Annotated in this window: 13 protein-coding genes; 8 read left to right on the forward strand and 5 right to left on the reverse strand. The window is 39.6% G+C overall.

Annotation, left to right across the window (positions count from 1 at the left end):
- Positions 1 to 114 precede the first annotated feature (114 nt).
- Positions 115 to 771 (forward strand): hypothetical protein, encoded by a 657-nt coding sequence (locus tag AYJ08_RS17060; RefSeq protein WP_064018714.1) that lies wholly within the window; start codon positions 115 to 117, stop codon positions 769 to 771.
- Positions 772 to 961: 190 nt separating this feature from the next.
- Here AYJ08_RS17060 and AYJ08_RS17065 read toward each other — a convergent pair whose 3' ends face one another.
- From AYJ08_RS17065 to AYJ08_RS17080, 4 genes are all read right to left on the reverse strand, one after another.
- On the reverse strand, positions 962 to 2,011 hold the full coding sequence (locus AYJ08_RS17065; RefSeq protein ID WP_064018715.1) for a TolB family protein: 1,050 nt from the start codon (positions 2,009 to 2,011) through the stop codon (positions 962 to 964).
- 23 nt (positions 2,012 to 2,034) lie between these two features.
- Positions 2,035 to 2,871, reverse strand: a complete 837-nt coding sequence (locus AYJ08_RS17070; RefSeq protein WP_064018716.1) for a permease prefix domain 1-containing protein — start codon at positions 2,869 to 2,871, stop codon at positions 2,035 to 2,037.
- A complete protein-coding gene (locus tag AYJ08_RS17075; protein WP_064018717.1) occupies positions 2,868 to 3,194 on the reverse strand; it encodes a PadR family transcriptional regulator in 327 nt (108 codons plus the stop codon). Before AYJ08_RS17075 ends, AYJ08_RS17070 begins: the two co-directional genes overlap by 4 nt.
- 266 nt (positions 3,195 to 3,460) lie before the next feature.
- Positions 3,461 to 4,666, reverse strand: a complete 1,206-nt coding sequence (locus AYJ08_RS17080) for a S8 family peptidase (RefSeq protein ID WP_064018718.1) — start codon at positions 4,664 to 4,666, stop codon at positions 3,461 to 3,463.
- A gap of 807 nt (positions 4,667 to 5,473) precedes the next feature.
- Here AYJ08_RS17080 and AYJ08_RS17085 point away from each other — a divergent pair.
- The 3 genes from AYJ08_RS17085 (at position 5,474) to AYJ08_RS17095 (ending at position 9,516) form a co-directional block, all read left to right on the forward strand.
- Complete coding sequence (locus AYJ08_RS17085; RefSeq protein WP_064018719.1) at positions 5,474 to 6,466, forward strand: NAD(P)-binding domain-containing protein; 993 nt, start codon at positions 5,474 to 5,476, stop codon at positions 6,464 to 6,466.
- A 319-nt stretch (positions 6,467 to 6,785) separates the two neighbouring features.
- Positions 6,786 to 7,397: a YhcN/YlaJ family sporulation lipoprotein gene (locus AYJ08_RS17090; protein ID WP_064018720.1), complete on the forward strand. Its 612-nt coding sequence runs from the start codon at positions 6,786 to 6,788 to the stop codon at positions 7,395 to 7,397.
- Positions 7,398 to 7,842: 445 nt separating this feature from the next.
- Positions 7,843 to 9,516: a GGDEF domain-containing response regulator gene (locus AYJ08_RS17095; protein ID WP_064018721.1), complete on the forward strand. Its 1,674-nt coding sequence runs from the start codon at positions 7,843 to 7,845 to the stop codon at positions 9,514 to 9,516.
- A 145-nt stretch (positions 9,517 to 9,661) separates the two neighbouring features.
- Here the strand turns inward: AYJ08_RS17095 and AYJ08_RS17100 are convergent, their stop codons facing one another.
- The gene (locus tag AYJ08_RS17100) at positions 9,662 to 10,111 is read right to left on the reverse strand and encodes a MarR family winged helix-turn-helix transcriptional regulator (protein WP_003336836.1); all 450 of its coding nucleotides are present in this window, start codon (positions 10,109 to 10,111) and stop codon (positions 9,662 to 9,664) included.
- A 283-nt stretch (positions 10,112 to 10,394) separates the two neighbouring features.
- Between AYJ08_RS17100 and AYJ08_RS17105 the strand changes: the two genes are divergently transcribed.
- The 4 genes from AYJ08_RS17105 to AYJ08_RS17120 all read left to right on the forward strand — a co-directional run bounded on the left by AYJ08_RS17105 (position 10,395) and on the right by AYJ08_RS17120 (position 13,770).
- Complete coding sequence (locus AYJ08_RS17105) at positions 10,395 to 10,817, forward strand: VOC family protein (RefSeq protein WP_064018722.1); 423 nt, start codon at positions 10,395 to 10,397, stop codon at positions 10,815 to 10,817.
- A 179-nt stretch (positions 10,818 to 10,996) separates the two neighbouring features.
- A complete protein-coding gene (locus AYJ08_RS17110) occupies positions 10,997 to 11,695 on the forward strand; it encodes a GGDEF domain-containing protein (protein ID WP_064018723.1) in 699 nt (232 codons plus the stop codon).
- Positions 11,696 to 12,152: 457 nt separating this feature from the next.
- On the forward strand, positions 12,153 to 12,770 hold the full coding sequence (locus AYJ08_RS17115) for a DUF47 domain-containing protein (protein WP_003336841.1): 618 nt from the start codon (positions 12,153 to 12,155) through the stop codon (positions 12,768 to 12,770).
- Positions 12,763 to 13,770: an inorganic phosphate transporter gene (locus tag AYJ08_RS17120; RefSeq protein WP_064018724.1), complete on the forward strand. Its 1,008-nt coding sequence runs from the start codon at positions 12,763 to 12,765 to the stop codon at positions 13,768 to 13,770. Before AYJ08_RS17115 ends, AYJ08_RS17120 begins: the two co-directional genes overlap by 8 nt.
- Positions 13,771 to 13,778 lie beyond the last annotated feature (8 nt).

Below are 13,778 nucleotides of genomic sequence, written 5' to 3' on the forward strand. Positions count from 1 at the left end.
AATCGGGAAAACAATGGTAAAATAAAGAAAACGAGGCCCTCTTTATCTAGAATGTACGCTGATAACGTCACTATTGTAAGCTGACAGTCTAAGCCAAGAGAAAGGAGTGTTTCTTTGATCCCTAAAAAACATCAAAAACTACGCTGGGCGGCTTGGATTAGTTTAGCTTTGTTGCTTCTTCTGAAAGCTTCCTTTCCACATAATACCACGCTTTTATACCGCCTTTTACAGCAGTTAGGCATTCCTACGAGAATAGATTCATTCCACGTAGATGGTATATTCCTTCTCTTATTATTTATCTGTGTGCTTGTCCTTTTCCTAAAAGAATACGGAGCAGGTAAAACAATTGTGACACTATGGATTGCTGTACCCGTTGCAACTTATCTTCTTTTAAGCGGATTTCAATCTTTTATTGCCAATGGTGTCTATGCACTTGATTATGAGAAGAAAAGAAGCTCCTGTCACTATCAAAGTGACGCAGATGGGTTAATTAAAGGAAGCTGTCAATTTCGTATTAAAAATTACGGTGGCCAAGAAGTCCATTTTTCCATAGATATGCCCTTTCATCTATTCGATGATAACACTACTGAGCCAGAACCGTTGCGAGCCGAGTATGTAATTCAACCACGTGCAGAAGAGATTTTTGAAATGCCGTTTCAGATTCGTCTGGCCCAAACAAATCAAACCGATGAATCGGAAAGAATAGTGAGCGGTAGCATTACAAATCCAGAAATTATGGTGCAGGCAGAGGGGCATGAACGGAAACTGTAGAAGGAAGGCTTTTAAAAAAAAGCAAATACATTCGATCAAGCTAGACTAAGATGAAAGCGCAAGAAGATAGTCTAAATAATAGATATCTTTTTGCGCTTTTTGTGTTTTGAAAAATAGGATAGATCGTCATGCTTTTGTAATCGAACGCTTCTCAAGAGAGGCAAGCTACTACTGATATGGTGGGAGATATTTATTCTGGCACAGCGATCTGTAGTGTTTGCAGATCAGAGCCGTCAGTGTTCACGGTTCTAAGCTGATATGTGGATTCAGCAGGCCAGCCGATATCTTCTAAGAAAAGCAGCTTGTTCTGTTTATGAAAATAGACAGGTGAATCAGCATGCTTATGTAAAGTGGTGATTTGCTTAGCCTGTTTTGTAGCTACATCCATGGTAAACAATTCATACTCAAACGTTTTGTTTGATGAGGCAGGTGAAACAGCAGAAAAGGCGATCTGCTTATCATCTGGCGAAATATGAACATCATACATCTCAGGAGTTCCGAGTGCCTCATTGACTGGTAGATAGTTAGCCAACGTTTTTCCCTGTAAATCGGTAGCAAATAATGAAAGCTTATCTTGGCTAAAATCGCGATTATCAGAAGTATTGGTAAATTTGGTGAAGAATAGCTTCTGTCCGTCCGATGATATTGACAGGTCTGACATCTGATATTCTTTATCGTGTGTAATTTGCCGTTTATTCTTCCCCTGTACATCAATAGAAAAAAGATCATAATCATGGGGGCGCTTAGAAGCGATTGGAGAGTAATTTTTAAATACTCCGGCTTTTAAATAATAGACGGTTTGATTATCAGGGGCAAAAATGGCGTCTGTGATCAGTTCATGAGGCTCTGATAAAAGATGCAGCTCAGAGCCATCGGCATTCATAACATAGAGTGCTTGCTCCGCTGTCTTTTTCTCTGCTTCTATAGGTTGAGCCAGAGTAAGGATTTTTTTCCCGTTGCTGGAGTAGACAGGCTGAAACAAGGAATGACCAGAAAGACTGACTAGCTTTTTGACGTCTGTTCCATCTGGATTTGCTGTATAAAGACTAGCTACCCCATTAATCGAGTAGGAAAAAAGCAGCTTAGAGTCATCTGGAGCAATATCAATCCCTGCTTCTAAACCTGTTTTTCCTACATTCATTCCAGTGTTGGATGCGTACAGGGATCCTGTCGCCCACAGACCGATTGTTAAGCAAAATGCCACTCCTAAAAATAACCAATTGCGTGTTTTTTTGTTCATTTTGATCACCTCTGTATTTTTCGTTAGACAGTGCAAAGAAGGCCGACAAAAACGGCAGAGGACATTCCAAACAGTAATCCTAAAAACGGCATTCTCCCAATTAACTTGTATTGAACCCAATAAAGACAGGCCCAGCCAAGGAGAAAACAGATAGGAAAAATAGCAAAAAACCAGCCGAAGAGTAGAATGCCACTAAACCATTTTATAAGCGGATATAGCATTATTAATAATAAGGTTAAATTTGCTGTATGGATTACATTTCTTCGTTTACGCTCCGAGAGGGCTAGGTGTAAAGGTTTTTTCCAAGCCGTCATTACGAGCGTAATCCAAGAGAGAATGAGTAACAAAGCTGTGTTAGCTAACAAGAAATTACGAATCCATTTTGCTCCAAGAAAACCGACATATCCCCAATACAAAAAAGAGAAGGTAAGTAGAATAAGTATCGTGCTGATCAAAAGCTTGCGCTGGAAAATATGTTCTGGATTCCAATAGAACCAAAGCAACGAACTTCCAAGCAGCATTCCAATTACCATAGGAAGAGGGAGAAATGCCTGTAGAATAAACAAGGCGTATAGGTAATAGAGAATGGTGAACAAAATGGTGCCTGCTCCCACCAGCAGTAATAATAGACGATAGTGGGGAGCTTGGGATTCCTGTAATTCTTGACCAATTTCCTGCTCGCCACCAAAATCACAAATAGCTAATCGCTCTGCCTCCTCCTGAGAATAACCGGCTTGCAGATAGTCACGTTGCAACTGGTGCAGATGGTCTAGAAATTCTTCTGCTAGCTCAATTCGATCCTGCTCACTAAATTCTCCATGAGATAAAATAGAGGAGACATACTCTTCTAGCCGACTCATACAAAGCCCTTGGAAACCTTACTCACCAGTGAGTGAATCGTATTCCAATCCGATACTTTTCGCTGTAACTCCTCTGCTCCAGCATCTGTAATCTTATAATATTTGCGTCTTCCTTGAGCTTCATTATCTCCCCAATAGGAGGTGACCCATCCCTTTTTATGCAGTCGATTTAAAGCTGGATAAAGAGTACCCTCACTCATGTGGTATAAATTATCACTTTTTTCCTTTAATTCTTTTGTGATTTCATAGCCATACATATCACGTTCAGCAATTAAGGAGAGTAATAAAATGTCGATGCTTCCTTTCATTAGCTCCTTATCCAATAGGCTCAGCTCCTTTCATTTTTTATATTGTATAACGATGTATCTTGTATTGCAATACGATGTATGTAAACGTAGCCATAATGAAAACAGCCCTTTCTTGGAGTGGAGTAATGCCATCCAGTCATAGGGCTGTTTCAGAATGTACATTCAGCTTGATTGCTCATTGTCATGCTGTTGGTTCGCTCCCATCTAGCTAAGTCTTTGAAGTAACAGGTTGTTCAAAGGCAAAGGCTCAATTTGTATCAACCGATCTTGTTATGATGGAATTAAAATCCGTTAACTGCTTTGTATGCATTTACGCGACCATTTTGGTAGCTAGTGCCTGTAGCAGATGTTTGATCAGCTGTAGATAATACACGATCGACGATTTGTTGGTTTGTAGCATTCGGTTGTTTACCCCAAGTTAATGCTAGAACAGATACAGCAACTGGAGTAGCCATGGACGTACCAGACATATTGGTGTAGCCACTGTTTTTGTAAGTGGAGTATACTGATACACCAGGAGCAGCAATGTCAACCCATTTTCCATAGTTGGAGAAATAAGCTAGTCCATCGTTAGAATCAGTAGCAGCTACAGCAAGTACGTTGTTGTAGGCAGCAGGGTAGGTAAGAGAGGAAGATCCGTTGTTACCTGCGGCAGCTACGATGATTTTGTTTTTGCCCCAAGCATAGTTAATAGCATCTTGGAAGGATTGTTGGAAAGCCCCGCCCCCAAGTGACATAGAGATAATGTCGGCGCCATTATCAGCAGCCCAAGTTACACCCTTAATGATGTCAGAGGTATAGCCTGAACCTTGAGCATTTAGAACTTTTACCGGGATAATTTTAGCTGAACCGTCAACCCCGCTGACCCCAATACCATTGTCACCGATAGCTGCAGCTAGACCTGCGCAATGCGTACCATGGCCATGGTCATCATTGGGAGAGGTTACACCAGGGACAAAGCTCTTTCCAGGCAATAGGCTATCCTTTAGATCAGGATGGTCTAATTGGACACCTGTGTCTAAGATAGCTATTTTCTTTTCGGACCCTTTAATAACATCCCATGCCTCATATGAATTGATTTTTTTGTGGTGCCATTGGCTGCTGATTAGAGGATCGTTTGGTGTGTAATCTACATGATACAGCATGTTGTACTCAACAGATTCTACATTTGGATCCGATAGATATTTTTGTTTGAATTCCTCAGCTTGTCCATCTGGAACTTTTACTAATTGCCATTCTGAAGTTCCGTTACCCAACTCCTCTACTTCTTCACCACCTAGAGTAGAATGAATTTGTTCTGTGTCAATAGGTACTAGAGTTTGTTTGAATTTTACCAATATTTCGTCATCTTTAAACTCACCTTTTGCGGGAGCATCAGCGGATTGTACTTGATGCTCAACTTTTTCAGTCATCGAAGCGAAAACATTGATAGGTAAGAGAGTGGCTAGCGCGGTGCAAAGAGAAAGGACTTTTAGTGATTTTTTCATTTTTAACAACATCTCCTTATAAAATATTTTGTTACTGTCTAAATTATACGAAAATTACAAAAAAACACAATATATAACTTATCGACAAAAAATGTCTAAATTTATAATTTTATGTCGGAATGTTAATTTTAAAATAACAATTTGTGTCATTATTTTTTTGTAGAATCAATTGGTTTTTGTAAAAAAATCGGAGATAATATATAAAAGTTAGATAAATAAAGAATAAATCAGGAGAATCTATACATAAAGTAATCTGGAATTCTAGAAACATTTTCGTAACATGTTAGAGAAATGGAGAAAAAAAGCCTAAATTTTTTGGGATAAATTTATGGAATTATCAAAAAATATCAGATCAAGCAGCTATAGCGAGGTTGTGAAAAAACATTATTTGTAAATTTTAGAAAAATTAAGTTATTATTTTACTTCATTCTCCTTGACTAATTTGCCTGTAATGGAGGCTAAAGCTTGTATAGATTCCTTCGTTTGTATATGAGAGGAAAGAGGTTTTGTGGTGAAGTGAGGAATTTTACAGCTAATAGACTGAAAAACGAGTAAAAGAGCAGGAAGGTAAAAACGACGGAATGTGAACAATTTGAGCAACTACTCACAAACCCCTTACACTGATTATTGTGTTGCAAGCTACAAAGAAGTTTTAATAAGGACTTAATTTGAAAGAGTTATAAATCGGGGACGCTTCAGAAATAAATAGGATTGAATTAGCAGGAAAAGAATGCATTTGCATAAAAAGTAAAAAAGAGCAGGAGGGAATAAAGATGTATTGCAATTCACAATCAAGGAGAGGATAAAATGCTGATTGTAAGGCAACAGGAAGTGAAACAGTTGCTTAGTATGAAAGAAGCTATTGAAGCCGTGTCTCATTCTTTGATTGAATTTTCGAACAAAAGGACGATTAGTCCCATTCGATTGTCTGTACCTGTAAAACAAGGCAACGGTACAGCTTTGTTTATGCCAGCTCTTGTTCCAGCTATGGAGAGCCTTGGCATGAAATATGTTTCCTTTTTTCCAGATAATAAGACAAAAGGGAAGTCTAGTATTACAGGGCTTATGATCCTCTGTGATGTGCAGACGGGAGAACCCCTTCTGTTATTAGATGCGTCCTATTTGACGATCGTACGTACGGGTGCAGTATCTGGTTTAGCTACTCAGCATTTGGCTCGTCAGGATGCCAGCATTCTTGGAGTGATTGGTACAGGGGCACAAGCGCACGGATTAATCTTAGCTATGCTAGCGGTTCGACCACTTAAGGAAATCCGGCTATATAATCGCACACAACAAAAGGCAGAGCAACTTAAAATAGAGCTACAGCAGTCTCAACAAGAAAGAGACTTGCTGATACACGTAGTACCAGAGGCAAATCAAGCTGTTGCAGGAGCAGATATTGTAATTACCGCAACCAATGCAACAAAACCCGTTTTTTCAGCAGACGCAATATCTGCGGGAGTTCACATCAATGCGATAGGATCATTTCAGCCTCATATGCAGGAGATTCCTACAGATGTACTTACAAAGGCCGATAAAGTGATTGTAGAGGGGAAGGAAGCCGCTTTAGCAGAGTCGGGAGATTTGCTACTGCCTATACAGGAGGGAGTTTTTTCTAGCCAACAAGTGTACGCTGAGCTAGGGGAGATTGCGGACGGTCAAAAGCCAGGGAGAGAAACTGCGAATGAGATAACATTATTTAAATCAGTAGGTCTAGCTGTAATGGATGTGGGAGTGGCTTGGGCAATCTATAAAAAGGCGAGACAAGCAGGTATAGGTCAAGAAATTGAGCTTCTGTAGACAAGATATGTATGAAACAGCTATTTTTTCGCTAAAAGAGAGTCCTCGGCAGTCGGAACAGGGCTGAATGAATCAGACGCGAGATATTTCTGCTGAGACCCAAGAGTACGTATTATGCAAACGAAATTTCTCCATGAGCTATTTATATGTAAAATAACATTGTTTTGCAAAAGGAAACGAAGATAGACCTCCTTTGGTGGCATAAGTCAGGAGGTCTATTTGTTATTTTACCTTCTGTTTCTTAAGAACTTTTACCATTACTGCTAATCGAGTAAAACCCCTTTAAAACAAGCATGCTATAACTACTGGGGGTGTTAGCATGAAACAAATGTATACGGCTATGATATGGAGTTTAGCAATGGTACTGAGTCTATCTCTAGTGGGGTGCTCTACTCATTCTCCAGGTGGCACGAATACGCAAATTGGCATTCAGGATTACAAAAGTGATCGTCGCAATAACCATGAATTTGTAGAACCTGGACCAGTGAAAATGATGTACCAAGGAAAAAATACAAATAGCTATCAGTTAACCGCCGTGGAGGAACGGGCAAAGAAGGTGCCAGGCGTACTTGATGCAAAAGCGATTATTTATGGAGATACCATGGTGATCGGTGTAATCACAGATGGAACTCCTAACGGAAAGTATGAACGAAAGCCGATTCAACGTGATCCAACGAGTGAACTACGACCAAAGCTAAGCTTAAAATTAAATGTTGATGGACACGATAATCGGATTATTCGGGGCATACGAGACACATTAATTCGTCAGGATAAGGCACGTCTCGTCTTTATTACGCCTGATTATAAAATGTATAAACGAATTCTATCTATCCATGACAGATTGTTGGCAGGTGAGTATGTGGACGATAGTGAATTCAGACGTTTAATTAATGATGTAGGTGCATATACAGAGGGCTTTAGTGCTTACTAGAGGTTGATAGGTACGCAGGTACTTTCTAAAGTACCTGCCGCCTTTTATTTTCAAACAAATATACATAATACTTCGCAAAATGAGATAAATAACGGTACAAAAATGTAGCAGTACTACGCAAGGGATTGTAGAGGAGAATGGTTAACTCGTAATCAAGTCTAGGGCAGGGGTTGCTACAGAATGATTAGGTTGCTCAAATGGGGATTCCATGTACAATTGGATATGTATTACAGGTAACAAAAATAACATTCTCATCGTCATATATGTAACAGCCAATACCTAACATATAAAACCAATGAAGACAAATCCCAATTAGAAGCAAGCAGCCGTTTTAGTATGGTACCGCTCTCTACTTCCTACAATCGGTTACCAGCTTTTATACATGATTGTTGCTTTGAAATGATGGGGGAGCGGGAGTGGATGGAAATGGATGTGAGATGTTGCCATGAGTATGAATAAAAATCAAAAACAATTATATAAGTCATATAAGTTATTTTTGCAAGGATTAACAAATCAACTAAATCGTATAGAGCAGTATCTGGAGCAATATGTTTATGAACAAAATCGGCAGTCAGCTCAAGCCATTTACCACATGGCTCAGACTTGGAAAGAGAATGTCTCTATCTATGGTTTAGCGGCAATTGGCAACGTAGCTGATTTATTAATAAAGGAATTTGAATGGACACAAACGGATTGTGAAAAAAGACTGACTCCTCAACAGCTTCAGAGAGCTCATATGCTAATTAGTCAATTAAAAATGGAACTGAGCTTTAGTCACGTGGAAACGGTACAGGAAGAGAAACAAATGCAGGAGGATCGGCTAGTAAATAAAAAAGCATATCGATTGCTTTTAATTGATGACGATGAGGTTTTGCGAGCCTATCTACTCAAGCGCCTTTCTCAAGAGGGATATCTTGTGGAAGAGGCTACTAGTGCGGAAGAGGCGAAGCGATTATTATGTGAGCGAACCTTTGATTTAATCATGCTCGACCTAACGATGCAACCTCAGTCTGGGTATGAGATTTTTGAATATGTAAGAAATGATCTCGTCTTAAAGTGGATTCCACTGGTCGTATTATCTGGAAAAAAGGATAGGAAGGATAAGATTAGATGTTATCGGATGGGAGCGGACCATTATGTAACCAAACCCTTCCATTTTGAGGAACTCGAGGCCTGTATCTACCGCCTGCTTACGAGAACTCAGTACTATGAGCATATGGCTTTTCGTGACCCATTAACAGGGGTGAACAATCGACGCTCTTTTGATCATCAGTTGCAGGTAGAACTGGCTCAAACCCGCAGGAAACAGGAGCCCATATCTATAGCTTTTCTTGATATCGATTATTTTAAAAAGATTAATGATATTTATGGACATCATATTGGTGATCTAGTATTACAAGGGGTGGGACATAAAATACAGCAAAGCTTACGTGCAACAGATATATTAGCGCGTTATGGAGGCGAGGAATTTGTAATCGCCTTCCCTGGAACGTCTGCTGAGCAGGCTACAATGGTTTTAGAGCGAATCCGAGATCAGCTACAGCAATCTCCTGTATTACAAATAGATGGCCGAGATTTTCATATTACGTTCTCGGCAGGAGTTGCTGATTGGGACCATATAATGCCGCAGCACAAATGGCTGGAGCTAGCGGATCGGGCTATGTACAAGGCGAAGCGCCAAGGGCGTAACCAAGTTGTTAGAGCCAAGCTGGAACTGGGCAAGCCTGAGAATGAGCCGGAAGCAAAAAAGAAAAAATGCTTGCTTATAGCTGACGATGATCAAATGATTCGCTCAATCGTAAGAACAAAGCTTGCACATTTAGAAGTGGATATCGTAGAAGCCATAGATGGGAAAGAGGCGCTGGAAGCTATGAGGAAAAAGCGACCACAGCTTTGTATTTTAGGTGGAATCATGCCTGAAATGGATGGATTTTCCTTGTTGCAGATCATTCGACAAGATCAAGCATTGCGTAAGATGAGAATCATAATGCTTTCAACAAGAAATAGTCAAAAAGATATCATTCAAGGATTGTCGTTAGGGGCAGACGATTATATGTCAAAACCGTTTTCAATGCTTGAATTGGAATTGCGTGTAAAGAGGCTGTTGTATGCCGAGTAATGACAAACCTATATGTGTATCAAAAGAGTAAGAGGCTTACGATCAAGCGAATCTTACTCTTTTTTTCTGTCATAAAAAGCTTCATAAAAAGTACAGGCATCATTTCCGTGGAAATAATGCCTGTAAGCGGCATGAAGCCTAATGCTTACAAGTCGCCTACACCTTTACGTAATTTAACTAACAACTGTAATAATTGCTGTTGCTCATCTTTTGATAGAGGGGCAAAAAAACTAGTTTGATAATGCTCTCGGATTTTCATTAATGATTCTTCTACCATACTTTGATACTGATCTACTAGCTTAACCACATAACTACGGGAATCTTGAGGATGTGCTTCCTTATAAATAAATCCCTTTTTAAATAATCCAGGCAAAATTCGAGAGATAGTCGTTTTGTCACGTAAGGTAATCTCCCCTAGTTCTGTTGGGGTAACACCATTTGTTTTATATAAGACAGCAAGCATTTGCCACTGTTCAGGGGTGAGATCGTAAGGCTTTAATACCTTATTCGTTTCCTCACGGGTAAGCTGACCAATTCGATGAAGATTATGACCTAAACTATTACATACATCAGCTAAGTACGAGCTAGGGTTCATAAACAGGGTCCTTTCCATTCAAAAAGCGTTTTCCTTTTATATAACCACAGATAGAAAGCTTCGTCAAAGCAAGACACACGTTGCTTTCGTGTAATGTCTAAGGAAATAGAAAAGAAAAAGCGAAAAGGATAGTATGTTTTATCAGTATATTTCCTTCGGTAATGAAAATGCTTGTAGCAAAAATCATAGGTGTAGAAGGGGTTTATTAGATTCGTGCTAGGGTTTTTCAATTTAAAGAGGAGTATCATTGGAAATGAAATGATGATAAGGAGCGAGTAAAAACATGAATGAACAGGCAAATTCATCTGGAAATATAGGAGTTATAGGCTTTAGTCATATCACTCTACAGGTCTCAAATCTGGAACAATCTTTACGTTTTTATTGTGAGAAATTGCAAATGAAAATGGTTCATCAAGGCAGAACAGATGCATACTTGGAATGGGGAAGTGCTTGGATATGCCTATTGGAGAGGCCGGAAATATTTCCGATTAAACTTGAGCAACAGCACCTTCATCATTGTGCCTTCTATATAAACGAGGAGGATTTTGACATGGCAGTGGATCTGCTACGTAAGAGGGAAATCATGCTAGTAAAAGGCCCCATTTTTCGTGGAGGGGGCAAAAGCGTATATTTTCATGATCCCGATAAGATTATGCTAGAACTACATACCAGTACGTTGCATCAAAGGATGAGTAATTGGACCTAAATCATCACTTACCTATAATTTGGAAAAAAACATAGATGCATCCTTTTTCTAGGTGCAATTTGGAAATGTTACAGCTTGAAATGAGCAGAATCAGTGGGTAAAATGAACTAGAGAATATGGTTCTTAAGATTTACTTCTGATTTTTATGAAACAGCGTCCGGCTTGAGGGAGGTATCAAATTGAGATATCGATATAGAGGAGCAGGTATTGGATTTCTGCTCGGTTGCTTATGGTGGTGGCTTGGCGCCGTTTCTCAGGTCTCTTTTCAATCTGTCTATGTTCCATTTTTTTTAGCGGTTCTCCAAGGTGCATGCGGCTTTTATTATGGAAAAAAGCTTGAGGACTATAAAAAACAGGCTCATCATGATTCACTAACAGAAGTTCTGGTTAATCGACAGTTTTTTAAAATGATGGACAGGGAAATTCAAAAAGCGAAAATCAACGAATATTCAGTCACATTACTGGTCATTGATCTGGATCATTTTAAAAAATACAACGATGAACATGGTCACTTGGAAGGCGATAGGCTCTTGCAGCGCTTTGCGGGATTTTTACGTGAAAATGTGAGGGGAAATGATCTAGTTGGACGGTGGGGAGGAGAGGAATTTGTGGTGCTGCTTCCGGATACCTGCCTAGAGGTAGGAGTGGATGTAGGTCTGCGTTTACAGAACAAAATTAGACAGGAAGTAGGCGAAGTGACAGTTAGTATAGGGGTAGCTTCCTATCCCGATCATGCTGCTACAGCTACGGAGCTTACTGCCTATGCAGACCAAATTATGTACCAAGCTAAAAAACAACGTGATTGCTTATATAGTGGTCCAGTGGGCGGGGAGATAAAATTTTGGCATCGTGACACCAACCACATTCCACTTCATTGAACACATATACATGAATGTATGTAACAACGTACACAATAGAAAAGAGCTAAGATGAAACCAGGATACCCCTGGTTTTTTTGATGACGAAAAAAGATTGGGGAGCATCTGATACAAATGACCTATGTATTTGGCAAGCAAACATTTTGTTAACAATTTGCTATCAAATGTCAAAAAATATCTAAATGCTACCAGTTAATTAATGTATATATTATCAATAAATGTAAATAGAGTATGTTTTTGTTTAATTTTTATGGAGGAAATAAATGATTTTTTTACAAACAAATAAAAAATAAAAACGCTAAAAACCCTGTCATCTAGCGGTTTATCAAATCTTATTAATATCTTTACAAAAACTTAACATAGTTTTGTCGAATTTTGACTATAAATCAATTTACGTAGAAAACCATGTTTTATATAATCGTAGAGGTGATAATTCTGAAGGAGTGAGATTTCTTCCATGATCAAATCTAACAAAACAACATTCTTCGATCTTTTTGAACAGCAAGCTGCGACTGTACATAAAGGTTCCCATCTCTTTTTTGAAATGGTTAGTAACTACCAAAATTTACAGGAGAAAGTAGCTGAAATTAAAGCAGTTGAAAAAGAAGGCGATGCTGTTGTTCGTCAAATAATGAACCAGTTGAACTCAACATTTATCACACCGTTGGAACGTGAGGATATTCATGCGTTGGCTCATACACTGGATTCCGTTATTGACTTGATTGATGGTACTGCAGAATGCATGTATCTCTACCAGGTAAAACAAGTAGACAAGCGTGTTCTAGCTCAAGCAAATATCCTACACCAGCTAACCTCTAAACTAATTGAATTGATTCGCACTCTACGTAAGCTGGATCATAACGTAGTAGAGGGTATCGCAAAGGATATTAAAGCACTTGAGCATGAATCAGATGCGAACTATCGTAAAATGGTTTCTGAGCTGTTGAATACACCAGGGCAAGACCCAATTGAAGCGATTAAGCTGAAAGAGATATATGAAAAACTGGAAGACTGTGCTGATTTTGCTGAGGACGTCTCTAATCTGGTTGAAGGGATTGTGCTGAAGAATGCTTAATCTGTCGCCAGAACTAATCATCCTTATTCTTGTGGTGATTATGGCTTTAAGCTTTGACTTTATCAACGGATTCCATGATACAGCCAATGCAATTGCAACCTCGGTGTCAACTCGTGCGCTAAGCCCACGTACGGCCATTCTCATGGCTGCAATCTTTAACTTGGTCGGTGCGCTGACTTATACGGGTGTTGCCAAAACGATTGGCAGCGATATTGCTAATCCATTTCAGCTAGAAAATGGTTTAGTGGTAGTTCTTGCAGCTTTGGTGGCTGCAATTCTTTGGAACCTGATTACTTGGTGGTTCGGCATTCCTAGCTCTTCCTCCCATGCATTAATCGGTGGAATTGCAGGTGCGGTGGTTGGAGCTGAAGGCTTTAGTGCGGTTAATTATGGTGGCTTTATCAAAATCATTCAAGGTTTGATCTTTTCTCCGCTCATTGCCTTTGTAATTGGCTTTATTGTTATTAAACTTGTTTCCAAAATCGTCGCTAACATGCCTTATCACAAGACAAACAGAGGCTTCCGTTACTTACAGGTGCTGTCTGCTTCCTGGCAAGCATTTAGCCATGGTGCAAATGATGCACAAAAGACGATGGGAATCATAACTTTTGCAATGGTTTCAGGTGGTTTCGCTACAACAACAGATATCCCGCTATGGGTGAAGGTGTCAGCCGCTCTTGCCATGGCATTCGGAACCTCTGTTGGGGGATGGAGAATTATCAAAACGCTAGGTGGAAAGATTATGAAGATCAAGCCGATTTCCGGCTTTTCGGCTGATATCTCCTCTGCGTTTATCATTACTCTATTTACGATTCTGAAATTGCCGGTTAGTACCACTCATGTTATTTCCTCCGCTATTATGGGGGTAGGTGCCTCACAGAAATTCTCTGCTGTTAAGTGGGGGGTTGCAGGACGTATCGTTTTCACATGGGTGATTACTCTTCCATCAGTAGCTCTCTTAGCTGCTGTCAGCTATCGTGTTCTTGATGTGTTTTTATAAAATGTAAC

The organism is Brevibacillus sp. SKDU10, assembly GCF_001645205.1.
Lineage (GTDB): Bacteria > Bacillota > Bacilli > Brevibacillales > Brevibacillaceae > Brevibacillus_B > Brevibacillus_B halotolerans.

Excerpts from the sequence above, each read along its gene's own strand:
- AYJ08_RS17065 (WP_064018715.1), bottom strand. The coding sequence starts at position 2,011 with ATGAACAAAAAAACACGCAATTGGTTATTTTTAGGAGTGGCATTTTGC.
- AYJ08_RS17070 (WP_064018716.1), bottom strand. The coding sequence starts at position 2,871 with ATGAGTCGGCTAGAAGAGTATGTCTCCTCTATTTTATCTCATGGAGAA.
- AYJ08_RS17080 (WP_064018718.1), bottom strand. The coding sequence starts at position 4,666 with ATGAAAAAATCACTAAAAGTCCTTTCTCTTTGCACCGCGCTAGCCACT.
- AYJ08_RS17085 (WP_064018719.1), top strand. The coding sequence starts at position 5,474 with ATGCTGATTGTAAGGCAACAGGAAGTGAAACAGTTGCTTAGTATGAAA.
- AYJ08_RS17090 (WP_064018720.1), top strand. The coding sequence starts at position 6,786 with ATGAAACAAATGTATACGGCTATGATATGGAGTTTAGCAATGGTACTG.
- AYJ08_RS17095 (WP_064018721.1), top strand. The coding sequence starts at position 7,843 with ATGAGTATGAATAAAAATCAAAAACAATTATATAAGTCATATAAGTTA.
- AYJ08_RS17100 (WP_003336836.1), bottom strand. The coding sequence starts at position 10,111 with ATGAACCCTAGCTCGTACTTAGCTGATGTATGTAATAGTTTAGGTCAT.
- AYJ08_RS17105 (WP_064018722.1), top strand. The coding sequence starts at position 10,395 with ATGAATGAACAGGCAAATTCATCTGGAAATATAGGAGTTATAGGCTTT.
- AYJ08_RS17115 (WP_003336841.1), top strand. The coding sequence starts at position 12,153 with ATGATCAAATCTAACAAAACAACATTCTTCGATCTTTTTGAACAGCAA.
- AYJ08_RS17120 (WP_064018724.1), top strand. The coding sequence starts at position 12,763 with ATGCTTAATCTGTCGCCAGAACTAATCATCCTTATTCTTGTGGTGATT.